This is a genomic window from Tamaricihabitans halophyticus (assembly GCF_004340875.1).
In the GTDB taxonomy this organism is placed as follows: Bacteria; Actinomycetota; Actinomycetes; order Mycobacteriales; family Pseudonocardiaceae; genus Tamaricihabitans; species Tamaricihabitans halophyticus.
Window position 1 is genome coordinate 70970 of sequence record NZ_SLXQ01000002.1, and the last position, 22870, is coordinate 93839.

General features: G+C 67.2%; 26 protein-coding genes. 9 read left to right on the forward strand and 17 right to left on the reverse strand.

Annotated elements, in window-relative coordinates; genetic code table 11:
* The first annotated feature begins 18 nt into the window (after positions 1 to 18).
* The 3 genes from EV191_RS07890 to EV191_RS07900 all read left to right on the forward strand — a co-directional run bounded on the left by EV191_RS07890 (position 19) and on the right by EV191_RS07900 (position 1994).
* Entirely contained in the window at positions 19 to 648 is a 630-nt protein-coding gene (locus EV191_RS07890) for an MBL fold metallo-hydrolase (RefSeq protein WP_132876273.1), read from the forward strand.
* An 85-nt stretch (positions 649 to 733) separates the two neighbouring features.
* Positions 734 to 1591, forward strand: a complete 858-nt coding sequence (locus EV191_RS07895) for a DMT family transporter (protein ID WP_132876274.1) — start codon at positions 734 to 736, stop codon at positions 1589 to 1591.
* A 28-nt stretch (positions 1592 to 1619) separates the two neighbouring features.
* Positions 1620 to 1994, forward strand: coding sequence for a VOC family protein (locus EV191_RS07900; RefSeq protein WP_132876275.1), 375 nt, complete (start codon positions 1620 to 1622; stop codon positions 1992 to 1994).
* On the opposite strand, the gene EV191_RS07905 is transcribed toward EV191_RS07900, so the two are convergent.
* Together EV191_RS07905 and EV191_RS07910 are read right to left on the reverse strand one after the other, a co-directional pair.
* On the reverse strand, positions 1991 to 2794 hold the full coding sequence (locus tag EV191_RS07905) for an exodeoxyribonuclease III (RefSeq protein ID WP_132876276.1): 804 nt from the start codon (positions 2792 to 2794) through the stop codon (positions 1991 to 1993). The two genes, EV191_RS07900 and EV191_RS07905, sit on opposite strands and share 4 nt — an antisense overlap.
* A gap of 64 nt (positions 2795 to 2858) precedes the next feature.
* Positions 2859 to 3452, reverse strand: coding sequence for a class I SAM-dependent methyltransferase (locus EV191_RS07910; protein ID WP_132876277.1), 594 nt, complete (start codon positions 3450 to 3452; stop codon positions 2859 to 2861).
* Positions 3453 to 3596: 144 nt separating this feature from the next.
* Here EV191_RS07910 and lepA point away from each other — a divergent pair, with 144 nt between their 5' ends.
* Complete coding sequence (gene lepA / locus EV191_RS07915; protein ID WP_132876278.1) at positions 3597 to 5444, forward strand: translation elongation factor 4; 1848 nt, start codon at positions 3597 to 3599, stop codon at positions 5442 to 5444.
* A gap of 72 nt (positions 5445 to 5516) precedes the next feature.
* On the opposite strand, the gene EV191_RS07920 is transcribed toward lepA, so the two are convergent.
* Entirely contained in the window at positions 5517 to 5756 is a 240-nt protein-coding gene (locus EV191_RS07920; RefSeq protein ID WP_132876279.1) for a hypothetical protein, read from the reverse strand.
* A gap of 172 nt (positions 5757 to 5928) precedes the next feature.
* Between EV191_RS07920 and EV191_RS07925 the strand changes: the two genes are divergently transcribed.
* The gene (locus EV191_RS07925; RefSeq protein ID WP_132876280.1) at positions 5929 to 6984 is read left to right on the forward strand and encodes an NAD(P)H-dependent flavin oxidoreductase; all 1056 of its coding nucleotides are present in this window, start codon (positions 5929 to 5931) and stop codon (positions 6982 to 6984) included.
* Between the two features lie 61 nt (positions 6985 to 7045).
* Here the strand turns inward: EV191_RS07925 and EV191_RS07930 are convergent, their stop codons facing one another.
* Positions 7046 to 8011, reverse strand: a complete 966-nt coding sequence (locus EV191_RS07930; protein ID WP_132876281.1) for a quinone oxidoreductase family protein — start codon at positions 8009 to 8011, stop codon at positions 7046 to 7048.
* Positions 8012 to 8061: 50 nt separating this feature from the next.
* On the opposite strand from EV191_RS07930, the gene EV191_RS07935 reads away from it, so the two are divergent.
* The gene (locus EV191_RS07935; protein ID WP_132876282.1) at positions 8062 to 8331 is read left to right on the forward strand and encodes a hypothetical protein; all 270 of its coding nucleotides are present in this window, start codon (positions 8062 to 8064) and stop codon (positions 8329 to 8331) included.
* A gap of 131 nt (positions 8332 to 8462) precedes the next feature.
* Entirely contained in the window at positions 8463 to 8810 is a 348-nt protein-coding gene (locus EV191_RS07940) for a barstar family protein (protein WP_132876283.1), read from the forward strand.
* A gap of 84 nt (positions 8811 to 8894) precedes the next feature.
* Here EV191_RS07940 and EV191_RS07945 read toward each other — a convergent pair whose 3' ends face one another.
* From EV191_RS07945 to tgmA, 3 genes are read right to left on the reverse strand one after another with little or no spacing between them, the layout of a single operon-like run.
* On the reverse strand, positions 8895 to 10043 hold the full coding sequence (locus EV191_RS07945; RefSeq protein ID WP_132876284.1) for a methyltransferase domain-containing protein: 1149 nt from the start codon (positions 10041 to 10043) through the stop codon (positions 8895 to 8897).
* On the reverse strand, positions 10043 to 10996 hold the full coding sequence (gene tgmB / locus EV191_RS07950) for an ATP-grasp ribosomal peptide maturase (RefSeq protein ID WP_132876285.1): 954 nt from the start codon (positions 10994 to 10996) through the stop codon (positions 10043 to 10045). The genes EV191_RS07945 and tgmB overlap by 1 nt, the downstream gene beginning before the upstream one ends.
* A gap of 1 nt (position 10997) precedes the next feature.
* Positions 10998 to 11297, reverse strand: coding sequence for a putative ATP-grasp-modified RiPP (tgmA, locus tag EV191_RS07955; protein ID WP_243658820.1), 300 nt, complete (start codon positions 11295 to 11297; stop codon positions 10998 to 11000).
* A 702-nt stretch (positions 11298 to 11999) separates the two neighbouring features.
* Here tgmA and EV191_RS07960 point away from each other — a divergent pair.
* Positions 12000 to 12872: a helix-turn-helix domain-containing protein gene (locus tag EV191_RS07960; RefSeq protein WP_132876287.1), complete on the forward strand. Its 873-nt coding sequence runs from the start codon at positions 12000 to 12002 to the stop codon at positions 12870 to 12872.
* A gap of 18 nt (positions 12873 to 12890) precedes the next feature.
* Positions 12891 to 13085: a DUF397 domain-containing protein gene (locus EV191_RS07965; RefSeq protein WP_207894453.1), complete on the forward strand. Its 195-nt coding sequence runs from the start codon at positions 12891 to 12893 to the stop codon at positions 13083 to 13085.
* A gap of 316 nt (positions 13086 to 13401) precedes the next feature.
* Here EV191_RS07965 and EV191_RS07970 read toward each other — a convergent pair whose 3' ends face one another.
* The 10 genes from EV191_RS07970 to EV191_RS30510 all read right to left on the reverse strand — a co-directional run bounded on the left by EV191_RS07970 (position 13402) and on the right by EV191_RS30510 (position 22870).
* Positions 13402 to 14187, reverse strand: a complete 786-nt coding sequence (locus tag EV191_RS07970) for an enoyl-CoA hydratase family protein (protein ID WP_132876288.1) — start codon at positions 14185 to 14187, stop codon at positions 13402 to 13404.
* 56 nt (positions 14188 to 14243) lie between these two features.
* Positions 14244 to 16058 (reverse strand): gamma-glutamyltransferase family protein, encoded by a 1815-nt coding sequence (locus EV191_RS07975; protein ID WP_132876289.1) that lies wholly within the window; start codon positions 16056 to 16058, stop codon positions 14244 to 14246.
* 75 nt (positions 16059 to 16133) lie between these two features.
* Entirely contained in the window at positions 16134 to 16904 is a 771-nt protein-coding gene (locus tag EV191_RS07980; RefSeq protein WP_132876290.1) for a sirohydrochlorin chelatase, read from the reverse strand.
* On the reverse strand, positions 16901 to 17830 hold the full coding sequence (locus tag EV191_RS07985; protein WP_132876291.1) for an ABC transporter permease: 930 nt from the start codon (positions 17828 to 17830) through the stop codon (positions 16901 to 16903). The genes EV191_RS07980 and EV191_RS07985 overlap by 4 nt, the downstream gene beginning before the upstream one ends.
* Positions 17817 to 18641: an ABC transporter ATP-binding protein gene (locus EV191_RS07990; RefSeq protein ID WP_132876292.1), complete on the reverse strand. Its 825-nt coding sequence runs from the start codon at positions 18639 to 18641 to the stop codon at positions 17817 to 17819. The genes EV191_RS07985 and EV191_RS07990 overlap by 14 nt, the downstream gene beginning before the upstream one ends.
* A gap of 31 nt (positions 18642 to 18672) precedes the next feature.
* Positions 18673 to 19761 carry an ABC transporter substrate-binding protein gene (locus tag EV191_RS07995; RefSeq protein ID WP_424565445.1) on the reverse strand — a complete coding sequence of 363 codons (1089 nt, stop codon included), beginning with the start codon at positions 19759 to 19761 and terminating at the stop codon, positions 18673 to 18675.
* Positions 19762 to 19780: 19 nt separating this feature from the next.
* A complete protein-coding gene (locus EV191_RS08000; protein WP_132876294.1) occupies positions 19781 to 21073 on the reverse strand; it encodes a sulfate adenylyltransferase subunit 1 in 1293 nt (430 codons plus the stop codon).
* A gap of 3 nt (positions 21074 to 21076) precedes the next feature.
* Complete coding sequence (cysD, locus tag EV191_RS08005; RefSeq protein WP_132876295.1) at positions 21077 to 21991, reverse strand: sulfate adenylyltransferase subunit CysD; 915 nt, start codon at positions 21989 to 21991, stop codon at positions 21077 to 21079.
* Positions 21992 to 22019: 28 nt separating this feature from the next.
* Positions 22020 to 22721, reverse strand: coding sequence for a phosphoadenylyl-sulfate reductase (locus tag EV191_RS08010; protein ID WP_132876296.1), 702 nt, complete (start codon positions 22719 to 22721; stop codon positions 22020 to 22022).
* On the reverse strand, positions 22718 to 22870 hold the full coding sequence (locus tag EV191_RS30510) for an Insertion element protein (protein WP_132876297.1): 153 nt from the start codon (positions 22868 to 22870) through the stop codon (positions 22718 to 22720). Before EV191_RS30510 ends, EV191_RS08010 begins: the two co-directional genes overlap by 4 nt.

Sequence of the window (22870 nt, forward strand, 5' to 3'; positions counted from 1 at the left end):
GAGCGGTGAGGAGGGCGCGTGAGCGCGCGGATCGACAAGATCGTCACGTCTGGCCAGTTCAAGCTGGACGGCGGTTCCTGGGATGTGGACAACAACGTCTGGCTGGTCGGGGACGACTCCGAGGTGCTGGTGATCGACGCGGCGCATGATGCCGAGGCGATCCAGCGTGCGATCGGTGATCGCCGGCTGACCGCGATCGCGTGCACCCACGGGCATAACGACCACATCAACGCTGCGGCCGAACTCGCGGACCGTACCGGCGCCCCCATCCTGCTGCACCCCGAAGACCGGGTGCTCTGGGATATGACCTACCCGGACCGCAAACCCGATGAGCTACTCACCGAAGGCGAGGTGCTGACCGTCGCGGGCACCGGGCTGCGGATCCTGCACACGCCCGGCCACGCGCCCGGCGCGGTCTGCCTCTACGCCCCCGAGCTCGGCGCGCTGTTCTCCGGCGACACGTTGTTCCAGGGCGGACCGGGCGCCACCGGGCGGTCCTACAGCGACTTCAACGTGATCATCGAGTCCATTCGGGACAGTTTGCTGAGCCTTTCGCCGGATGTGACCGTCCATACCGGACACGGGGACAGCACCTCGATCGGTGCCGAGGCTCCCCAGCTGGACGAGTGGATCAAGCGCGGGCACTGACACCGCCCCTGAGGTGGTGCCAGCGACTCGGTCGTAGTCTCTAGGGCTCTGCTTCGCGTGCACCCGCACGCGGGAAGGAGCCTTCGTGGATTCCGCCGCCGTCCTACTGGTACTCGGCGCCGCCATGGTGCACGCGTTGTGGAACCTGTCCGCGAAACGCGTCGCCAACGGCGGCGCGCTGTTCGTCGCCGCCTACTACACGGTCTCCGCAGTGGTCTGCCTGCCACTCGCGGTGCTCTGGCTGCTCTGGGAAGGCAGCACGCCGCATTGGTCCTGGCTGGCCGCCGGTGCCGTCACCGCGATCTGGCACGTGCTCTACGGGGTGTTGCTGCAACGCGGCTACGCGGTCGGCGATATGTCCGTCGTCTACCCACTGGCCAGGGGCAGTGGTCCGTTGCTCACGGTGCTTGCCGCCGTGCTGCTGCTGGGCGAGCGGCCGGGGGCGCTCGGTCTCGTTGGCGCATTGGTGATCGTGGCCGGCGTGTTCGTGATCAGCTTCGGCGGTGCCGGCGTCGCTCCGAACGCCGTGAGTATTGGCTACGGCGTCGCCACCGGCGCGGCGATCGCCGGATACACGCTGTGGGACGCGCATTCGGTGACCGCCTTGGCCGTCCCACCACTGGTCTACTTCGGGCTCGGCTCGGTGCTGCAGAGCATGCTGCTCGCGCCGTACGCGCTGCACCGCCGCGCCGAGCTCAGCCAACTCTTGCGCGCGCACTGGCGACATGTGCTCATCGTCGGCCTGCTCTCGCCGGTGGCGTATCTGCTTGTGCTCTACGCGATGCGGATCGCGCCGGTGAGCATGGTCGCGCCGGTCCGGGAAACCAGCATCGTGATCGGCGCCGTCATCGGCTGGCTGGTGCTACGCGAACCCAACCCGGCGCGCCGGCTGGTCGGCTCGGTCGTGGTGCTGGCCGGCGTGGTGGCGATTGCGCTGGCCTGATCGCCGGACACCGGGTAGGAACGGCCGCATGGAGACGTTGAACAGCAGGATCCTGTTGCGCCCCCGCGACCCGGCGCGCTCCACCAGCTTCTACCGGGACACCCTCGGATTGGCGGTCAGCAGGGAGTTTCCCGGCGGCACGGTGTTCTTCCTCGGCCAGGGTTTCCTCGAGGTCGGTGGCACGGGGCGGGCGGGGCCGAGTCCCGATATGGCGCTCTGGCTCCAGGTCCGCGACCTCGCTGCCGAGCACGTCCGGCTACGCGCGGCCGGCGCCGCGATCGAGCGCGAACCCCAGCTGGAGCCGTGGGGGCTGCGCGAGATGTGGCTCACCGATCCGGACGGCGTGCGCATCGTGCTCGTCGAGGTGCCCGAGGGGCATCCGATCCGGACGGATACCCGTTAGCCAGCTAGTTCGAGGTCCACGACGACCGGCGCGTGGTCCGAACCGCCCTTGCCCTTGCGTTCCTCCCTGTCCACATAGCTGTCCGCTACCGCCGAGGTGAACTGGGGATCGCCGTACACCAGGTCGATGCGCATCCCTCGGTTCTTCGGGAAAGCCAGTTGCCGGTAGTCCCAGTAGGTGAACGGCACGTCGTATTTGAGTGCCCTCGGGTACACCTCGTCGAGCCCGGTCTTGGCTAGCTCGTCCAGCGCGGCACGCTCGGCGGCGGTTACATGCGTGCTGTCCGCATAGGCCGCGATATCCCAGACGTCCGCGTCGGTTGGTGCGATGTTGAAATCCCCGAGCACCGCGAGCGGCCCGCTGCCCGGCAGCTCCTCGGTGACCGTCTCGCTCAGCGCGGCCAGCCAGCGCAGTTTGTAGGCGTAATGCGGGTGGTCGATCTCCCTGCCGTTGGGCACGTACACCGACCACACGCGGACCCCGGCGCAGGTCGCGCCGAGCGCGCGCGGCTGGGTGGCGGCGACCAGCGCGCCGTCGTCCTGGAAGCCCGGCTCGTCGAGCAGACCCTGCCGCACATCGGCCAGCCCGACCCTGGACAGCACCGCCACGCCGTTCCACCTGCCCGCGCCGTACGCGGCAACCTCGTAGCCCAGTTCACCGACCTCGGCGCTGGGGAACGCTTCGCCGTCGCATTTGATCTCCTGCAGGCACAGCACGTCCGGTTCGGCCGCGCGCAACCAGGCGAGCAGCCGGGGGAGTCGGGCGCTGACGGAGTTGACGTTCCAGGTGGCGATCCGCATGCCGCAAACCTTGGCACAGCGCCCTGACAGCCTGGCCCAGGGGCGGCTATTCAGGGGCGGCTGTTCAGGGGCGCAGCGCGCTGAGTTGGGCGGCGACCGTGGAGCGCTGTACCGGTTGCCAGGACCAGGCCTGCACATCGGTGAACCCGGCCGCGCGGAGCTCGTCGGCGAGATCGTGTTTGGGCACTGGCAACCAGCGTTCGTGCGCGGAAAGCAGCAACCGCCCGCCCGGTCGTAGCACCCGGTGCAGTTCGGCGAAGGCGGCTGGCCGGTCCGGCCAGATCTGCACGTTGTTCGTCGAGAGCACGGTATCCACCGATTCGGGCGGTTGCCCGGTCTGCTCGGCAGTGCCGGCTCGTAGCTCGACGACCCCAGCCGCGATCTGCCGCTCGCACCGCTGCGCCGCGCTGTGCAGCATGTCCACCGAAGGATCGATACCGATGACATGGCCGGCGCGCTCGGCGGCCGCGTGTAGCCCGACTCCCGGTCCGGGGCCGATGACCAGCACGGTATCCGGGCTGCTGAGGTTGGCCAGCCGGACCAGTTGCTGCTCGGTCTCCGCGTTGCTCTGCGACATGATCAACCCGCCGAGCCGCCCGAGCGGTCCTTTCGGACGCCGGAACGTGGTGTCGAGCAGTTTGCTGAGCATGTGTGACATAACTCCACTGCAGCACCGCCCGTGGCTGGTCGCATCGGGGTTTACCCGGAATCTTCCCGCCGGATACCCGTGAGGCCGCAGACCCGCGCGGTGGGCATGGGACCATTGGGGAGATACCACGTCCGAAACACCGAGGGAAACCGCGTGACCACGTTCGCCGATACGACGTTCACCGCGCCAGAGTTGATTCGCAACTTCTGCATCATCGCGCATATCGACCACGGCAAGTCCACACTCGCGGACCGGATGTTGCAGCTGACCGGCGTGCTCGGCGAGCGCGACTACCGTGACCAGTACCTCGACCGGATGGATATCGAGCGCGAGCGGGGTATCACGATCAAGGCGCAGAACGTGCGGCTGCCCTGGGCGGTTGACGGGCAGGATCACGTGCTGCACATGATCGACACCCCCGGGCACGTGGACTTCACCTACGAGGTGTCCCGCGCCCTCGCCGCCTGCGAGGGCGCGATCCTGCTCGTCGACGCGGCGCAGGGGATCGAAGCACAGACGCTGGCCAATCTGTACCTCGCGCTGGAGAAGGATCTGCAGATCATCCCGGTGCTGAACAAGATCGATCTGCCCGCGGCCGACCCGGACAAGTACGCGGCCGAACTCGCGCACATCATCGGCTGCGACCCCGGCGACGTGCTGCGGGTCTCGGCCAAGACCGGAGACGGTGTCCGCGAGCTGCTGGACGAGATGGTGCGCAAGGTTCCGCCACCAGTCGGCGAATCCGATGCGCCCTCCCGCGCGATGATCTTCGATTCGGTCTACGACACCTACCGCGGCGTCGTCACCTACATCCGGGTGATGGACGGCAAGATCACCCCGCGCGAGCGAATCCGGATGATGTCCACAGGGGCCACCCACGAACTGCTCGAGGTCGGCATCATCTCGCCGGAACCAAAGCGGAGCAAGGGACTCGGGGTTGGCGAGGTTGGCTATCTGATCACCGGCGTGAAGGACGTCCGCCAGTCCAAGGTGGGCGATACCATCACCGCGGAGAAGCGGGGCGCCAGCGAGCCGCTTGCCGGGTACCGCGAACCCCAGCCGATGGTCTACGCCGGACTGTATCCAGTGGACGGTTCGGACTACCCGGTGCTGCGGGAAGCCCTGGACAAGCTACAGCTCAACGACGCGGCGCTGACCTACGAACCGGAAACGTCCGGCGCGCTCGGCTTCGGCTTCCGGTGTGGGTTCCTCGGCCTGCTGCACATGGAGATCACCAGGGCCAGGCTGGAGCGCGAGTACAATTTGGACTTGATCTCCACCGCGCCGAACGTGGTCTACCAGGTGACGTTGGACGATGGGAACGAGCTCGAGGTAACCAACCCCTCCGACTGGCCGACCGGCAAGAACATGGAGGTGCGCGAGCCGATCGTGAAGATGACGATCATCGCGCCAGCTGAGTTCATCGGGGCGATCATGGAACTCTGCCAGTCCCGGCGCGGAAATCTGGGCGGGATGGACTACCTGTCCGAAGAGCGGGTCGAGCTGCGCTACACCTTGCCGCTGGCGGAGATCATCTTCGACTTCTTCGACTCGCTGAAGTCCCGGACCCGGGGCTATGCCTCGCTTGACTACGAGGAGGCCGGCGAGCAGCCGTCCGATCTGGTCAAAGTGGACATCCTGTTGCAGGGTGAGCCGGTGGACGCGTTCTCCGCGATCGTGCACAAGGATGCCGCCTATGCCTACGGCACCAAGATGGCGACGAAGCTGCGCGAGCTGATACCCCGCCAGCAGTTCGAGGTGCCGATCCAGGCCGCCATCGGTTCCCGGATCATCGCAAGGGAAACCGTTCGGGCGATCCGCAAGGACGTGCTTGCCAAATGCTACGGCGGGGACATCTCCCGTAAGCGGAAACTGCTGGAAAAGCAGAAGGAAGGCAAGAAGCGGATGAAGATGGTCGGCCGCGTCGAGGTGCCGCAGGAAGCCTTCGTGGCGGCGCTGTCGACGGACGAACCAAGCGGGGACAAGAAGTCCAAGAAGTAGCCGCGCGGCTCTTGGCGTGACGGCGTGCAACCGCCGGTGTGCCCGATGTGGATTGGGCACACCGGCGGTGGTTCATGCCACGCCGAGTAGCAAGGCGAGGGCGCCGACCAGGCCCTCCGACGTCGCCGCGATCGTCTCGTCCAGGTACTCGGCGATCGGGGTGAGTTCCGCGGCGCCCGCGGTTCCGGAGAAGGCGACCAGCAGCGCCGGTACGGCCAGCGCGCCGACCGTCAGGCGGGCCGCGCGCCGCCTGCGGCTGTTCTTGGCCGGGTTGGCGACGGTCGACTCCAGGGTGTGCGTGGCGTCAGTCATTGTCGTTCCTCGTCTCGTGTTGGGGTACGTCTCACACTCAGTCTCGCCAGCCCGGGTACCTGCGGCGCAAGGCCGGTAACCGCAAGTTAATGATCTTGAAAAACTGTTCGGGAACCGCCAGGACGGCGGTTAACCAGAGCGATTCGAGAACGTAGCGACTAGGCTTCGGGATATGTTCGATCAACTGTCGATCCCGGTGCTGGTCGCACCGATGGCCGGCGGGCCCTCCACTCCGGACCTGGTTTCCGGTGCTGCCGAAGCCGGTGGGTTTGGCTTTCTCGCCGGCGGATATCTGACGGCCGAAGCGTTGCGCGAACAGATCAACGCCACCAAAGCCAGCGCCGGCGACCGGTACGGGGTCAACCTGTTCGTGCCCGGCGAGAACTCCACTGTGGACACGACGGGCTACCGGGAACTGATCCGCGCGACGGCGGATCGGTACCAGACCGAACCCGGGGAGCCGCGCTGGGACGACGACGGGTACCCGGACAAGCTCGAGGTGGTCCTCGCCGAGCGGGTGCCGGTGGTCTCGTTCACCTTCGGGCTGCCCGCCGCGAGCGAGGTCGCGCGGCTACACGATGCCGGTAGCTTCGTGGTGTGCACCGTCACCACGCCGGCGGAAGCGCGAGCGGCCGCCGAGGTCGGGGCGGACGCGCTCTGCGTGCAAGGCTTCGAAGCGGGTGGGCACCGCGCGGTGTTCGTCGACGATGGCCACTCGCCGGGTGGCGGTCAGCTGTACGGACTACTCGCCGCGCTACGGCTGATCCGGGCCCAGACGGAGCTGCCGCTGATCGCGGCCGGCGGTCTGGCGCATGGCGCGGATGTGGCCGCGGTGCTGACATCCGGGGCGGTCGCGGCGCAGCTCGGCACCGCGTTCCTGCGCTGCCCGGAGGCGGGCACGGCGCCGACCCAACGCGCCGCGCTGGCCGCGGGTGGTCGGCCAACCGAGTTCACCAGGGCGTTCAGCGGGCGGCCGGCGCGCGGGCTGCGTAACGACTTCATGACCGCGCACGAGGCGGCCGCGCCACCGGCTTACCCGCAGCTGCACTGGATGACCCGGCCGGTGCGTGCCGCGGCCGGCGCGGCCGGCGACCCCGAGGCCATGTCGCTGTGGGCGGGGCAGGCGTACCAGCTGGGCGAGGACGCTCCGGTCGGTGCGGTGCTACGCGGGCTGCACGAGCAGGCGCGCGCGGCACTCCGGGCCGCGGCCGACCGGCTGCTGCCCTGAGTCGCGGCTGTGCACCCGCAGTGCCGCGTTCTTTAGGGATCTTGCGGTCACTGGCAGGTGCTTACCCGGTAAAGACGATCTTTCCGGCGGTTTGGCCGTTCAGCATCGCCTCGAAGCCCTGTTTGGCGTCGCTGAACGGCAGTTCCGCGCCGATCTGCGGCCGGACATCCCGCAGCGCGCAGAACTGCAGCAGATCGGCCAGTTCGTCCCTGGTGCCCATGGTGGAACCGGCCACCCGCAGCTGTAGGAAGAACAGTCGCTGTAGTTCGGCGGAGCTGGCATCACCGCTGGTCGCGCCGGAGATGACGACGATTCCACCCGGCTTGAGCGATTTCATCGAATGCGACCAGGTCGCCTTGCCGACCGTTTCGAACACCGCATCGACCCGCTCCGGCAGCCGCGCGCCCGGTTCGAAGGTGTCGTGCGCGCCGAGCCGTTCGGCGATCGCCCGCTTCTCTTCGGTACGGCCGGTGGCCCATACCCGGAACCCGGCCGCCTTGCCCAGCTGCACCAGCGCGGTGGCGACCCCGCCGGAGGCGCCCTGCACCAGCATGGTCTGCCCGGGCTGTAGTCCGGACTTGACGAACAGCATGCGGTAGGCGGTCAGCCAGGCGGTGCCCATGCAGGCCGCCTCGGCGAAGGACAGCCCGTCTGGTTTGGGCAGCGCGTTGCGGGCCGGGACGACGACGTGTTCGGCGAAGCTGCCCTGGTGCTTCTCGGTGAGCAGGGTGCGCTTCGGGTCGAGGGTTTCATCACCCCGCCATGCCGGATCACCGATGACCGAATGCAGCACGACCTCGGTGCCGTCGTCGAGTACCCCGGCGCCGTCGCAGCCGAGGATCATCGGAAACTGTTCGGGTTTGATGCCGACCCCGCGCAGGGTCCACAGATCGTGCATGTTCAGGCTTGCCGCGCGTACCGCGACGCGAACCCAGCCTTCGGGGACGTCTGGATCGGGGCGCTCGCCGACGGCGAGCGAGGCCAGCGGATCTTCCTTGTTCGGGGTGGAAGCGTAAACGGCGAACATACGATCACCTTCCCATACTGGTCCAGTAGTGGCCGCGTAGCCTGAATCACGTGCTGACGTGGTTGCGCGACTGGTGGGACGGGATCGAGCTGTGGCTGACGCAGCTCTGGTACCCGTTCCAGCTCGCGCTGGTGCTCGTCGTACTGCTGCCGCTGTGCCTCGTCGCGGCATGGCTGATCGACAGGGCCGTTGACGTGCTCGGTGGTTGGCTCGGCAAGCTCCGGGGGAATCGGGCGGAACAGCCCGAATCGGCCGATGCGGATGCCGAGCGCGGGCGGGTGTTCGGCGGCGAACGAGGCGGCCACGAGCGAGAGTCGTAGGCTGGCCATCGTGCATGAACGAAGGGCGCTTTCCCGTAGGTTGATCAGGATCGGCCTACTCGTGCTGATCCTGGTCGTGATAGCTGGCTGGCTGGTTCAAGAGTTCGTCGTCAATGGGGGCGGGTGATCGTATGCCGGCAGATGATCAGGTGGATGCGGTGGTCGACGAGGTGAAGGCGCGTGGCGCTTTCCCGCATGTGCTGGACGGCAGCCAGGTGCGGGACAAGGTGGGCGCGCTCGAGGCGATCTCCGCGGCGTTGTCGTTCCCGGACTACTTCGGCGGCAACCTGGACGCGCTGTACGACTGCCTGCGCGATCTGTCCTGGTTGCAGGCTGGGGAGCACGTGCTGATCTGGGTCGGCGCCGAAGGGCTGCGCGCCGCTGACCCGAAGGCGTTCAGCGCGATCGAGGGGACGCTGCGGGACGCCTGCGAGGCAGCGAACGTCGCGCGCCCGCTGTCCGTCGTCTTCACCGACTAGACATCGCTAACCGTAAAGAACGCGAGTACGGGACGTCATCAGATCCACCGCGCTCGGTTACCGCAAGATCCTTAAAGAACGCGGTTACGGAGAGTGCTGGAGTGGCCAGGTCTGCGGGCGCTCCGGGTTGTCCAGCCACACCGTGTGTTCCCCCTCCGGGGTTACCGTCAGGCCGAATCGGGACCAGTCCGGCCGACCGAGCCGCGTCCAGTGCTGATGCTCGGCTTCCAGTACATCCCACAGCCGTCGCGGCCCACCCTGCACGACCGTACGCCGACCACCGTTGTCCGCGTTGATCCGCACGCGCGCCCAGGAGCCGCCGGCGCTCTCCAGGTATGTCCACTGTGGCTTGCCCGCCACGAAACCGCGCATCCCGAACCGGACCGGTTCGGCGTAGCCGATATTCGCGAGGAACCACGGCACAAGCATGGTCCACGGGTACGGCTCCAGTTCCGTTGTGGACTCGGTCGTCTCGGCCTCGGCTGGTGCGCTTGCCGTCCAGGTCGGCGCGATATCCGCGGCCCGCATCGCCATGAATCCCGCCCAGCGCGGCAGGAAACGCCCGTGCAGGCCGTTCACGGTCCGCCGGAGCAACACCAGGTTCCCCGCGTTTTCGGAAAGCTTCAGATCGGCGAGGATGATCCCGCCCTGGCGGACCTGTTGCTGCCAGGCATCCGGGATCGCCGGCACCGAACACGTCGCGATAATGCGATCGAACGGCGCGTGCTCCGGCATACCGCCCGCGCCGTCGCCGGTAACCAGAGTTGGTTCGTAGCCCAAAGCCGCCAGCCGCGCGCTGGCCGCGTGCACCAGATCCTGTCCAATGTCGACGGAGAACACCTGCGCGGCGCCGAGCCGGTGACACAGCAGTGCCGCGTTGTAGCCGGTTCCGGTGCCGATCTCCAGCACTCGTTGGCCGTCGCGGACCTCGAGTGCTTCCAGCATGCGCATCATCAGGCCCGGCTTGGTGGACGAGGACACCGTGATCGGGTCGCCTGCCGGAGTGGTGGCGAGCTTGGTGACCAGCGCATCGTTGCGGTACGCCTTTGCCAGCCAGCCCGGATCCTCCGATGTGGTCTCCACCCAACTGCCGTTACCGCGCTGGGTGAAGATCGAAGGCACGAACTGGTGGCGCGGGGTCTCCCGCAGCGCGAGTTTCCACCTTCGATCGTAGACGGCACCGGAGGTGGCGACCTCGTGCATGAGTTGGCGGGCGTGCGGTTCCCAGTTCATCAGTTGTTTCCTTGGCTGAGCAGGTCGGCGAGCGCGTCGGTGATCGGGACGTTCGTGCGATCCTCGAGCCAGCCGTACTGGCCGCCGGGATTGCATTCCAGGAACACCCAGGATCCGTCCGGCCGCACCACGAAGTCGAATGCGCCGTAACTGAGGCCCGTGGCGCTGAGATAGCGCCGGATCCCGGTGGTCACGGAGGTCGGCGGCACGATGGTGCTGTAGCCGAGCGACCGGTAGTCGGCTCGCCAGTCGACCCGCGCGCGTTGCCCGGTCGCGTAGATTCCGGTCGCGAAGTGCCGCCGGCCGACCACGGTCACTCTGGCTTCGAACAGTTTCGGCACCCAACGCTGAATCTGATGGCTGGTGTGTTCCAGCCCGGCGAGATCGGCGAGGGCTTCGTCGTCGAGCAGCCTGGTGAACGCTACCGAGCGCCCCGTCGCCTCGCGTACCGCCGGCGCGCCGAGCGCCTTGGACACGGTGGCGCCGGCATCGGCGAACTGGCGCACCGCATCGGGCTGATTGGTGATCAGCGTGTCCGGGACGGTCAGTCCGCAGCTGGCCGCGGTGATCAGCTGGGTCGGCTTGTAGGCGGCGTCGGCCGCCCTGCTCGGGTGGTTCACCCAGAGCACGGGCAGCGAGGCCAGCACACCACCGAAGCCCAGCTTCGCTTCGTTCATGGCCCAGTTCCGCTCCGTTTCGGACATGCCATCCGGTGGATCGAACGCGTTCGGGTTGCGGTACCAGACGGACCGCACCTCTTCGAGGTTCACCGTGCGCGTACCGGTATCCAGCTCACCCTTCCAGCGTCCACTGTGGAGTCGAGCGGAAAGTTTTGCCTGTCGCGGAAACCATGCGGTGTCCATCCGCGCCACGCGGGTGCCGCGTCTGGTCAGCGCTGCCACCACGCGATCGGCGGTGATATCCAGGTCAGGGGCGAGGATCAACACGGTCATCTCAGTCGTTGATCCAGTCTTCGGAGGACGGCGGGTCCTCGCCGTCCACGCTTGCCGTCGTATCAGCCGAAGGATCACCTCGACCGGACAGTTCGATCAGTGGCCGGCCAGTCGGGTCGACGGCAAGCTGCCGCTGCGGGTCGTATGTCCATTCCGGAAACGTTCGATCGCTCCGGCGCGGCGGCGTGGCACAGCGCAAGCCCCATGGGCGCATCGACGATGGGCTGGCGGCCGGCGTGGGATTCGAGCCGGCGAGCGCGAACCGTCCGGTTTCCGGCGCGAGCGGGTTCTCTGCGGTCATGGTGCGCATCCTTTCGTTGAGCTAGTGGTTGTCGGGTCGGATGTCGGTGCCCGAGCGGTGCCAGAAACCCGGTTCGTACTGGTCGCAGCTCGGGCAGGCCTGCAAGGTGCGTAACCGTTCGGTCGGGGCCGGGGTGCAGGACACGCCGCAGTGGGAGCGCAGGCCGTGGCCGGCCGGCACCCAGTGCGCGAACTCGTTCGCGCGGATCGTGGGCGAAGGCGGGTGGCCGGCCATGACTTGGCCCTGTGTCTGTTGGAGGCCCTGTGTCTGTTGTTGAGTCTGTGTCTGTTGTTGGCTCTGGGCCGGTTGGAGGTAGCCATCCCGGACAGGTCGGGGGTCGTGCCCGGGATGGCTACGCCTAGGGCCTGCCCGCCCGGTCGGGGAGACGTCGTGCCGGGCGAACACGACGGCGACCGGGCGGGCAGACGGCAACGAGGACGACGCGGCCTCCGGTGCCGCGGTTCGCGTGCGGATCGCGGTGTCGCGCACGTACGGATTTCCGCGCTGCATATGTCCTCGCTCGATGGATTGACGAGCCTCACTTAGTGGCTCCGATCACCTTGCGAGTTGTATAGTGTTACGTGAAATCACGCGGCACAAGTCGTAACGCGATGTAGGTTCTTAGATTCACTCAGTTGGTGGAGTTGCGTGACCCGCCCGATAGGGTGCGGGTATTGCAGGCCGAACAATCGGGAGGCGAGCGTGTCCAGCAAGGAGCCCACGACGACCTGGCGGCAACGCCGCATCGCGCGGATGTTGCGCGCATGGCGGGACAAGGCCGGCGTCCGGCAGCAGGATGTCTGCGCTCCGTTGAAGTGGTCGACGAACAAGTTGCATCGCTATGAGACGACCAAGACCACGCCGGGGCCTGCGGAGATCATCGCGCTGGCGTACCAGTACGGCACCGTGCCCGACGCGGAACGCGATCGCGTGGTGCAGCTGGTGTTGTCCACGATGAGCGATCGGGACAAGGGGTTGTGGGACAGCTATGCCCCGGAGACCGTCCCGGACTTCTTTCGTGAGTACCTGGAGACCGAGATCGAAGCTTCCAAGGTGCTCAATGCCGAGTCAGTCATCGTGCCGGGTCTGCTGCAGACCGCGAACTACAGCGATGCCCTGCTGCGTGGGGAAATGGATGACGGCGACCAACTGATGGTGGACCGCCGGGAGCTGCGTAAGCAGCGGCAGGCAAGGCTGGACAGCGCGGAGAATCCGCTGGAACTGCATGTGGTGATCCATGAGCTGGCGCTGCTTGCGCGAGTCGGTGGAGCGGAGACCATGCGAGAGCAATGCGCGCACCTCGTGGAACGGGCAGAGTTGCCGAATATCACCGTGCAGGTGATCCCGGTCGATGTTGGGGCGCATCCTGGGTTCGGTTCGAACTACACAATGCTTCAGTTTGATCATGAGGATGAGCTGGTCATTTACTGGGAGAACGCGGATTCCAGCATCTACCTGGAAAACGATGAGGACACGGAAAGCTTTACCCTGAAGTTCGAGCGTGCCTGTTCGGCCGCGCTCGAACCGGGCGCTTCCCGGGAGCTGCTGCTGCGGCATGCGGACGGGAAGTTTTAGTAGTACTAGGGAGAGCAGATGGCGATGCTTTTGGCTGGCGCGCGGTGGCGCGTCAGCAGTTACAGCAATGGCAGTGGCGGCCAGTGCGTTGAGGTTGCCGTGGCTGATGCGGTGGTGGGCGTCCGCGATTCGAAGAAGCGCGATGGCGGCCTGCTTGCCATGGACCGCGCCGCATGGCAGGGATTCCTGATCGGGGTCCGCGCGAACGGCTGACCCAACCACCCACGCTCCGTCACCGCGCTAACCCTAAACAACGCGGTGACGGAGCGTGCGCCACCGCAAGATCCCTAAACAACGCGATGACGGAGAGCGCCGCAGCGGCGTGAGTTAGGGAAACCCGCGCTCAGGCTGCGCCTAGTGATCGCAAGATCCTTAAGGATTGCGGTTTTGCCGGGTGCGCAAGAGCGCCGTGTCATCGCGAGAGCCTCGGAGCGCCTGCGACCACGGTTACCGCGACAAGGTCGCTAACCTTAAAGAACGCGGTCACACCCAGTCACCGCAAGATCCCTAAGCAATGCGGTTCGGGTGGTCAGGACTGGCCGGGAACCCAGGAAGGCGAGCGCTTCTCGGCGAAGGCGGTCATCCCCTCCTGCCCCTCCGCGCTGGCGAAGAACCGGGCGGACAGCTCAGTCATCTTGGCCAGCTCCGCACCCATGTCCGCGCCGCCAGCCCGCTCAGTCAGCAGCTCCTTGGTCGCCGCAAGCGCTTGCGGCCCACCGCGGCACAGCATCCCGGTGTAGCGCTCGACCTCGGCGTCCAGATCCTCCGGCGCCACCGCCGCGTTGATCAGCCCGATCTCCGCCGCGCGCTGCGCGTCGAACGTCTCCCCAGTCAGGAACAGCTCGTGCGCCGCGCGCGCCTGGAGCCGGGGCAGCACCGGGACCGAGATCACCGCCGGCACCACGCCGATGCGCACCTCGGTGAACGCGAACGTCGCCGCACGGGCGGCGATTGCAATGTCCGCGGCGGCAACCATGCCGACCCCGCCCGCGCGGGCCGGGCCAGCCAGCTTCGCCACCACCGGTTTCGGGCTGTGCGCGAGCTGTTCCAGAATCGCCGGGAACTCGTTCACCGCCTGGGTTTCCGCCGAGGCGCCACGCGCTTCCTTCAGATCCATCCCCGAGCAGAACACCGTGCCGGTGTGGCCGAGCACGATCACCCGCGCCGCCGCGTCGTCCTGCGCCGCCGCGATCGCCGCGCGTAGCTGCGCGCGCAGCCGCGCGGAGAGCGCATTGCGATTGTGCGGTGAATCCAGGGTGATCGTGGCGATGCCATCGGCCACCGCGTAGCGCACGAGCTGGTTTTCGTCCGTCACGGATTCGCTCCTCGTTATACTGCCTGGGTTGTACCGACTGGGTTGTACTGGTTGGCCTAGCCGCCGATCGCGGTGCCGTCCCTACGCGGATCGGCTGCCCCGGACAGCGCGCCATCCGGGCCGATCCCTACCGCGGTCTGCCCGCTGCGCAACTCGATCGCCTCCGCGCAGGGGTGCCCAAGCTCGCGCAAGCCTGGCAACAGTGCCTCCGCCGCAGTGCCGCGCTCCACCGCCGAACTCACACAGCCGTCCGAGGTGCGCTGCCCGCTCAGATGCGGCAGGGCGAGCGCTCTCGCGGGGTCCATTCCGTGATCGAGCACCGCGGACACGGTCTGCGTGACGTAGTCCGGAATGTAAGCACCGCCGGCCGATCCGGCCACCAGCGCCGGTTCACCCGCATCGTCGTAGACGATCGACGGCGCGATCGAGGTGCGCGGCCGCTTCGTCGGCTCCATCCGGTTGATTTCGGCATCGGCCGCGCTGAAGTTGGTCTGCGCGTCGTTCAGGATCATGCCGCGGGCTTCGATCCGGGAACCGAAGCCGAGGTTGACCGTTGTCGTCATGGAAACCGCATTACCCTCGGCGTCCACGATGCTGATATGACTCGTGTTGTCGCCGGTCTGGCGCGCATCGCTCGACCTCGCCGGAGCGCCGGCTGGCTCGCCAGGCTGGACGTCCTCGATCGCCTTGTCCGGCGACACCAGCGCGGCGCGCTCGTCGAGATAGTCCGCCGAACGCAGCCCGTCGACGGGCACGTTGTCGAAATCCGGATCGCCAACGTAGGCCCGGGAATCCACCCCGGCCAGTCGGCTCGCCTCGATATGTTGATGCGCCTGTTCGAGGCTGCCCGGCTCGAGCTCATTCGCGCCAAGCCGGTTCTCGATATCCAGAATGGCCAGTGTGCTCAACCCGCCGTGTGCGGGCGGTGGCGCGGTGCACAGTTTCCCCTGCGCCAGCTCAGCGCACAGCGGATCACGCTGCTTCGCTTGGTATGCCCCGAAATCCGCCGCACTGAGCAGGCTCGGGAGCACCGCGGGCCCCTGCTCGTCCGCGTCCGGCTTGAACTCACCGGCACGTGCCTTGTCCACAATGGCCGGCGCAATGTCGCCTTCCGGGTCGTAGAACGCGTCCGCGCCACCCTCGGCGACCTCACTGAGCACATCGGCCAGCTCGGTGTTCACGATCTCGGTGCCAACCGGTTTCGGTTCATCCCCCGCGCAGTACCTGGCGCGCAGATCCGGATAGCGGCACGGCAGTGGCGTCTCCTCCGCGCTGAGCATGTCGTGCATATACGGCGAAACCGCGAAGCCGTCCCGCGCCAGCCGCTCAGCTTCGGTGAACAAGTCCTGCCAGGCAAGGGAACCGTGCTCGCCCTGCAACTCGTCGAGCACCGCGACGGTGCCCGGCACGGAAACCGCGCGCCCGGTGTAGCCGACCGCATCGCTGAACTCATCGATACCGTGCTCGGCCTGTTCCTGCTCGGTTGGCGCCGAAAGCTCGGGCGTGACCTCCGCGCCTGCCGCGGAAAGCCCGTCGTAGAACTGGGTTTTGCCGGATCCCGCGTCGTAGTAGGTGATCAGCGAGCCGCCACCGAGCCCGGAGGACTGCGGCTCCACCACGCCGAGCGCGGCCTGTACGGCCACGGCCGCGTCCGCGGCACTACCTCCGCGCAACAACACCTGGCAACCGGCGCGCACGGCATCCGGGGCAGCCGCGGCGACCATGAAGTTCTCGCCGCGCATCGCGTTACCGTCCGGCGGCGCGCACGGATCCGGCGGAGTACCGGTGGCGGATGCGGTGGTCATCGGGGTTGCGACGGACAGTGCGAGTAGCGCACCAAGGACGACGGGCACAGCGCGGCGAACGACCATAGCCGCTGACCCTACCGGCACACCGCGTTATCGCAAGATCCGCAAAGAACGTGGTCACAGGGCGTGGTTGGGGGCTCAGGCGTACCGGCGCTCGTCGACTTCGGCCGGCAGGCTCGCGAGGTAGCGGCGGAAAACCAGGTCCGCGACCTCGGGCGCCGGTCCGAGTGGTTCGGCCACGACCGCGGCCGCATCCGCCTCGGCGGCCTGGTTCGTGATCCGGTCCAGCAACAGACCCGGCGCCAGGAACCAGGAAGCGACCGCGATCCGCCGCGCGCCCCGCGCGCGAAGTACCCGCGCCGCCTCGGCAAGTCCAGGCTCGGCGGCCGCGAACCCAGCCGCGACACCGGCCCAACCGAACCGCTCCTGCCAGCTGGCGGCAATCCGCGCGACGACCGCGTTCGCGCTCGCGCTGGACGAACCCGTGCCGGCCAGCACCACACCCAGCTCTGGATCATGCGGCGAAACACCGGCCTCGGTCAGCCGGCGCAACGCGGTCTCCTCCAGCGCGCTGTCCGGTCCAAGCACATCCGAGGTGTGCACGGCCAACCGGGGCAGCCGCGCCGAGGCCTCGGTGATCAGGGCAGGGATATCCACCTTGGCGTGATACGCATTGCCGAGCAGCAGCGGAACCACGACGGCGGCGCCCTTCTTGATATCCCTGGCCCCCTCGCCGTGCACCGCGCCAAGTACGTCACCGAGCCGTGGCGCGGACAGGTCCAGAAAGGCGCCGCGCACATCCAGCCCAGGCTGCCGCTGCTTGAGCACATCCAGCAACGCGTGCACGGTGGCCGCCGAACGCGGATCCCGGCTGCCATGCGCCACGGCGATCAGCGGTGGGGCGGTCATTTCGCCATCGCCCCGGTCAACCCGCGCGAGTGCAGCACATGCCGTTCGAGCGGACGGAACACCAGCAGCTCGATGCTGATACCAACGAGCAGGATCAGGAAGATCGCCGTGATCACCATCGACATCTCGCTAAGATCGTTGCCCTGCTGCAGGTAGGCGCCGAGTCCCAGACCGAGTGCGGGGGAGGTGGCGATCAGCTCGGCGGCCATCAGCGAGCGCCAGGAGAACGCCCAGCCCTGCTTGAGCCCGGAAAGGTAACCGGGAAGCGCGGCGGGCAGCAGGATATGCCGTACGGCGGCCAGGTTCGAGGCGCCAAGCGACTTGCCCACCCTCGGCAGGATCGGCGGTATCTGGTCAATCCCGGAGACCAGCCCGTTCGTGATCGACGGGATCGAACCGAGCAGTACCACGAAGTACAGCGCAGGGTCCTCGATCCCGAACCACAGCACGGCCGCGGGAACCCAGGCCACCGAAGGCAGCCCCTGCATTCCGGTGATCAGCGGGCCGAGCGCGGCGCGCACGATCGGCACCTTGGCCACCAGCAAACCGAGCGGGGTGGCCACCGCGACGGCGATGGCGAAACCAAGCACCGCCCGGTGCACCGAGGTCCAGATGATGCTCAGTACCTCGCCGTTGCTCGCCCGGCTCCAGAACTCCGCCCACACCTCGCCGGGGGCCGGCAGCTTGTACTCCGGCCACAACGCGGAAGCCCACAGCGCCTGCCAGATCAGGATCAGTACTACCAGCGCGGCGATCGGCGGCAGCACGTTGAACAGCACCGTGCGCAGCCGGCGCGGCGGCTCCTGGTGCACCGGAGCATCCAGCGCGTCCAACCCGGCCTCGACAGCGCTGAGATCATCCTGTTTGGGATCATCCTGCTTGGGGCCATCCTGCTCGCGCTGCCCGGATACCTCAGGTCGCGGCATGCTGACTGATCACCTCTCGCAGCGCGGCCGTGATCTCATCGGTGACCTCGGCGCTGTCGCCCGTTCCGTCGATATCCCTGGTGTGCCACTCGCGGACGACCCGTCCAGGGCGAGACGAGAGCAGCACCACCCGCTGGCCGAGCCGGGTCGCCTCGCGCACGTCGTGGGTCACGAAGAGCACGGCGGTTTTCGTCTTCCGCCAGATCCGGATCAGCTCGCCCTGCAGCACGTCCCTGGTGATCGCGTCCAGCGCGGCGAACGGCTCGTCCATCAGCAGCAGCGACGGCTCGTCCGCCTCCTCGGTACCCGCCGCGGAAGCAAGTGCCCTGGCCAGCGCGACCCGCTGCCGCATCCCGCCGGAGAGCTCGTGCGGCCGCTTGTCGTTCACGCCGGAAAGGCGCACCAGATCAAGCAGCTCGGCGACCTTCTCGGCGCGCTCCGCCTTCGGTACCCGATGCAGGCGCATCGGCAACTCCACGTTGCGCTGCACGGTCAACCAGGGCATCAAGGCGGCTTCCTGGAACATCACCGCCGGCCGCGCGGTATTGCGCACGATCGAACCGGTACTCGGCTGGTCCAGGTTCGCGATGAGATTGAGCAGCGTTGACTTGCCGCAGCCAGAGGCGCCGAGCAGGCAAAGGAACTCGCCAGGCGCCATGCGTAGATCAACGCCGTCCAGCGCGGTGATCGCCGCCTTGCCCCTACCGAAGGTCTTACCGATGCCGGACAGCTCGATAGCGCATTCCATTGTGGATCCTGACGTGGCCGTCGCCGGGTCAACGGGCGTGGTTTCCGCCAATGCTGAGGACATCAGGGGTTGCCTTTCTGCCAACGTGGTCGCGTTACCTTGCCGCCAGCGGACCGCTGTGGATCTGCTGCTGATTGGACTGTTCCAGCACCTGGTTCAGCATCCGAAAGTCCGCGAAGCCAGTCAGGTCCGGTTCTTCGGTGACGATCTCGGCGGTCACCGAGTCCCGTGCCAGTCTCGGGAACGCGGCGGAGATGGGATTCACCGACAGTTCCATGGTGTCGAAAGCCCGATCCAGTACCCGGTCGCCCATCCGCCCGCCGGTAAGTTCCTCAAACTCGTCATTGGTGACCTGCTTGGCCGCATCCGGGTTCTCGTTCGCCCAATCGGTCGCCTCAACCAGGCCGCGCAGCATCGCACGCACGGTGGTCGGGTGCTCCTCGAGGAACTCCTTGCGCACCAGGACAACCGTGGTCGGGAACGTGCCGCCCGGCCAGAGATCGCGCTCGTCGAGGAAGACCTTCGCGCCCGCCTCGAAAATGAGCCGGGAGGACCACGGCTCGGGAATCCAGGCGCCATCGATCGCGCCTTCCCGGAACGAGTTCAACGTCTGCGCGTTGTCCACATTGAGCACACGGACCTGAGTGGGGCCGGTGCCGAGCTCGAGGCCATGCTCGGCGAGCCAGGCCTTGAGCGCGACATCCTGGGTGCCGCCCAACTGCGGAGTGGCGATCTGCTTGCCCGCGAGGTCCTCCGGCTCACTGATATCCGGAGTGGTCACCAGCTGAGCGCCGCCCGAGGTCGCGCCCGCGATCATCCGCACCGCGGCGCCCTTGGACTTGGTGTACGCGTTGATCGCCGGCCCAGGGCCGAGGAAACCGATATCCAGCGAGCCGCCAAGGAAAGCGTTCACCGCGGTCGGGCCGTTGCTGAACTGCTGCGCGACGACTTTCGAATCGACAAGGTACTTGTCGAACAACCCGTTGTGCTGCGCGATGAGCGCCGGCGCGTGGGTGACGTTCGGGAAGTAGCCGAGTCGCACCTCGCCGGCGGAGGTCGGGTTGTCGGTCAGCTCGGCCTCCGCCCGGTCCGAACCGCCGGCCCGCGTGCAGGAACTCAACACACCGAGCAGTACGAGCACGGCAAGCGACAGTACGACCGATCGCCGGTTGCGAAACGAGATGCGCACGATGTGAGCCTGGCTAGGACGTCGTGGCAGTTGGCTCGCCGAGCACTGGAAGCGGTGCACCGACCATCCCCGCGGCCAGCGTGTCACCATCCTTCGGCTCGATGATCAGGAACGACCCGGTTCGGGCGTTCACCGCGTAGTCATCCACCGGCAGTCGCTCCGAGGTGCGGATCCGGACCCGGCCGATCTCGTTGAGCTGCAACTGCTCTGGCGACTCCACACTGGACAGTGTCTGTTCCTCGAAGCGCGAGTCAAGGTCGGTGACCATCGCCTGCACCGTCTTCGCGCCGTGCTTCACCAGTACCTTGGTGCCGGCGGTAAGTGGTTTCTCGGCGAGCCAGCAGATGGTCGCCTCGAGCTCGTCCACCGGCTCGGGCGCGTTCTCCGCGGCCGCGATCACATCGCCCCTGGAGATGTCCAGATCGTCCGCGAGCACCAGGGTGACCGAGCGGCCACCGGCGGCGGCCGGCAGCGGCCCGTCCGCGGTGTCGATACTCGCCACTGTGCTACGTAGGCCGGAGGGCAGCACGACGACCTCGTCGCCTTCGCGTACCAGCCCGGCGCTCACCTGGCCCGCGTAGCCGCGGTAGTCCGGGTACTCCGGAGTGCGCGGGCGGATCACGTACTGCACGGGCAACCGGAACGGCGCATCCGCCGGCTCGGGCGCGACCGGCACGGTTTCCAGGTGCTCGAGCAATGTCGGGCCGGAGTACCAGCTGGTGTTCGCCGAGCGGGTGGCGACGTTATCGCCGACCAGCGCGGACACCGGGATGGAAAGCACGCTGCCATCCGCGTACCCGAGCTCGGTGGCATGCGTGGTGAACTCCTTGGCGATCACCGCGAAGGTGGACTCGTCATAGTCCACCAGGTCGATCTTGTTCACCGCGAGCACCAGCCGCGGCACACCGAGCAGCGCGAGAACCGCGGCATGCCGGCGGGTTTGCTCGACGACACCCTTGCGGGCGTCCACAAGCAACACGCCAAGCTGCGCGGTGGACGCGCCGGTGACCGTGTTCCGGGTGTACTGCACGTGTCCAGGGGTGTCCGCGAGCACGAAGGTGCGCTGCGGGGTGGCGAAATAGCGGTAGGCAACGTCGATGGTGATGCCCTGCTCGCGCTCGGAGCGTAGCCCGTCCACCAGCAACGAGAGGTCCGGAGTGGACAGTCCGCGATCGACGCTGGCCCGTTCGACGGCGTCCAGCTGGTCAGCGAGCACCGACTTGGTGTCGTAGAGCAGCCTGCCGACCAATGTGGACTTGCCGTCGTCAACGCTACCCGCGGTAGCGAGCCGCAAGAGGTCGCTCATGGTTTAGAAGTACCCTTCCCGCTTGCGATCTTCCATGGCCGCTTCGGACAGGCGATCGTCCGCCCTGGTCGCACCACGTTCGGTGAGCCTGCTTGCCTGCACTTCGGCGATCACCGTGCGCACGTCGGCGGCGGTGGAATCCACCGCTCCGGTGCAGGAACCGTCGCCGACGGTCCGGTAGCGCACCACTCGCCGCTCCACGGTCTCGCCTTCCCTCGGGCCGCCCCACGGCCCCGAGGTCAACCACATGCCGTCGCGCTGGAACACATCGCGCTCGTGCGCGTAGTAGATCGACGGCAGCTCGATGTTCTCCCGCTCGATGTAGCTCCACACGTCCAGCTCGGTCCAGTTGGACAGTGGGAACACCCGGACATGCTCACCTGGGCGATGCCGGCCGTTGTACAGGTTCCACAGCTCGGGCCGCTGCCTGCGTGGCTCCCACTGGCCGAAGGAGTTGCGCAGGCTGAACACCCGCTCCTTCGCGCGGGCCCGCTCCTCGTCCCTGCGCCCGCCGCCGAAGACCGCGTCGAACTTCTGCTCGGTGATGGTGTCCAGCAGTGGCGTCGTTTGCAGCGGGTTGCGCGTGCCGTCCGGCCGCTCGGCCAGCCTGCCGTCGTCGATCCAGTCCTGGACATGCGCGACGACCAGGCGCAGGCCGTGTTTTTCGACTAGACCGTCACGAAACTCGATGACTTCGTCGAAATTGTGCCCGGTGTCCACGTGCAGCAGCGAGAACGGCACCGGCGCCGGCCAGAAGGCCTTGATCGCCAGGTGCAGCAGCACGGTGGAGTCCTTGCCGCCGGAGAACAGGATCACCGGCCGGTCGAACTCGCCCGCGACCTCACGGAAGATGTGGATCCCCTCGGCCTCGAGCGCGGTCAACTTCTCCGTCGCGATCGGTGCGGTGCTAGCGGTCATGCGGTCTCCCTGTACGGCGTCGGGCCTGTCACGCGTGCAGCCCGCACTCGGTCTTGTTCTGCCCGGCCCAGCGACCGCTTCGCGGGTCCGCCCCCGGCGCCACCTTCGCCGTGCACGGCGCACAACCGATCGACAGGTATCCTTCGGACACCAGCGGGTTCTGCAGTATTCCGTGCTCGACCAGGTAGCGGTCGAATTCTTCGTCGGTCCACGGTGCGATCGGATTGATCTTCACGAGACCATTCCGGTCGTCCCAACTGACGATGGGAGTGTTCGCCCTCGTTGGCGCATCCACCCTACGTACTCCGGTTACCCAGGCATCGTACTTGGCGAGGGTGCGCTGTAGTGGAATCACCTTCCGCAAATGGCAGCAGCGGTCCGGCCTGCTGGCAAAAAGGTCCTTGCCCTCGGCCGCGTCCTGTTCGGCGACGGTCTGGTCAGGCAGCGCGTTCACAATGCTCACATTTGGGTACACGGTGGACACCGCATCCCTCGTACCAATGGTTTCCGCGAAGTGATAACCGGTTTCCAGGAACAACACGTCCACGTCCGGTTTCACCTGCACGGCAAGATCGATCAGCACCGCGTCCTGCATATTCGAGGCCACGATCCAGGAATCGCCGAAAGTCTCGGCGGTCCAGGCAAGTGCTTCCTGGGTATTCGCGTCGGCGAGTTCACGCCCGGCGCGTTCGGCGAGCTCCTTGAGCTCGGCCGTGTCACTCGCGGTCATTGCACGCCTCCTACTGATACCCCAACCAGCTGCACCGTGAAGACACGCCGGCAGTCGGCGCACCGCCAGGCGTTCCGCGGCTCCGGCTCGGGCCGCAGGTCCTCCTCGCCACAATAGGGACAGTAGAACGGTACGGCTCGTTCCGTCAT

Bases quoted from the DNA above. Each gene is read 5' to 3' on its own strand.
- EV191_RS30510 (WP_132876297.1), bottom strand. From the start codon at position 22,870: ATGACGGAACGAGCCGTACCGTTCTACTGTCCCTATTGTGGCGAGGAG.
- EV191_RS07905 (WP_132876276.1), bottom strand. From the start codon at position 2,794: ATGCGGATCGCCACCTGGAACGTCAACTCCGTCAGCGCCCGACTCCCC.
- EV191_RS07980 (WP_132876290.1), bottom strand. From the start codon at position 16,904: ATGACCGCCCCACCGCTGATCGCCGTGGCGCATGGCAGCCGGGATCCG.
- EV191_RS08000 (WP_132876294.1), bottom strand. From the start codon at position 21,073: ATGAGCGACCTCTTGCGGCTCGCTACCGCGGGTAGCGTTGACGACGGC.
- EV191_RS07985 (WP_132876291.1), bottom strand. From the start codon at position 17,830: ATGCCGCGACCTGAGGTATCCGGGCAGCGCGAGCAGGATGGCCCCAAG.
- EV191_RS07945 (WP_132876284.1), bottom strand. From the start codon at position 10,043: ATGAACTGGGAACCGCACGCCCGCCAACTCATGCACGAGGTCGCCACC.
- EV191_RS07925 (WP_132876280.1), top strand. From the start codon at position 5,929: ATGTTCGATCAACTGTCGATCCCGGTGCTGGTCGCACCGATGGCCGGC.
- EV191_RS07910 (WP_132876277.1), bottom strand. From the start codon at position 3,452: ATGTCACACATGCTCAGCAAACTGCTCGACACCACGTTCCGGCGTCCG.
- EV191_RS07920 (WP_132876279.1), bottom strand. From the start codon at position 5,756: ATGACTGACGCCACGCACACCCTGGAGTCGACCGTCGCCAACCCGGCC.
- tgmB (WP_132876285.1), bottom strand. From the start codon at position 10,996: ATGACCGTGTTGATCCTCGCCCCTGACCTGGATATCACCGCCGATCGC.
- EV191_RS07900 (WP_132876275.1), top strand. From the start codon at position 1,620: ATGGAGACGTTGAACAGCAGGATCCTGTTGCGCCCCCGCGACCCGGCG.
- EV191_RS07975 (WP_132876289.1), bottom strand. From the start codon at position 16,058: ATGGTCGTTCGCCGCGCTGTGCCCGTCGTCCTTGGTGCGCTACTCGCA.
- EV191_RS07990 (WP_132876292.1), bottom strand. From the start codon at position 18,641: ATGTCCTCAGCATTGGCGGAAACCACGCCCGTTGACCCGGCGACGGCC.
- EV191_RS08010 (WP_132876296.1), bottom strand. From the start codon at position 22,721: ATGACCGCGAGTGACACGGCCGAGCTCAAGGAGCTCGCCGAACGCGCC.
- EV191_RS07965 (WP_207894453.1), top strand. From the start codon at position 12,891: ATGGCGATGCTTTTGGCTGGCGCGCGGTGGCGCGTCAGCAGTTACAGC.
- EV191_RS07930 (WP_132876281.1), bottom strand. From the start codon at position 8,011: ATGTTCGCCGTTTACGCTTCCACCCCGAACAAGGAAGATCCGCTGGCC.
- cysD (WP_132876295.1), bottom strand. From the start codon at position 21,991: ATGACCGCTAGCACCGCACCGATCGCGACGGAGAAGTTGACCGCGCTC.
- EV191_RS07940 (WP_132876283.1), top strand. From the start codon at position 8,463: ATGCCGGCAGATGATCAGGTGGATGCGGTGGTCGACGAGGTGAAGGCG.
- tgmA (WP_243658820.1), bottom strand. From the start codon at position 11,297: ATGACCGCAGAGAACCCGCTCGCGCCGGAAACCGGACGGTTCGCGCTC.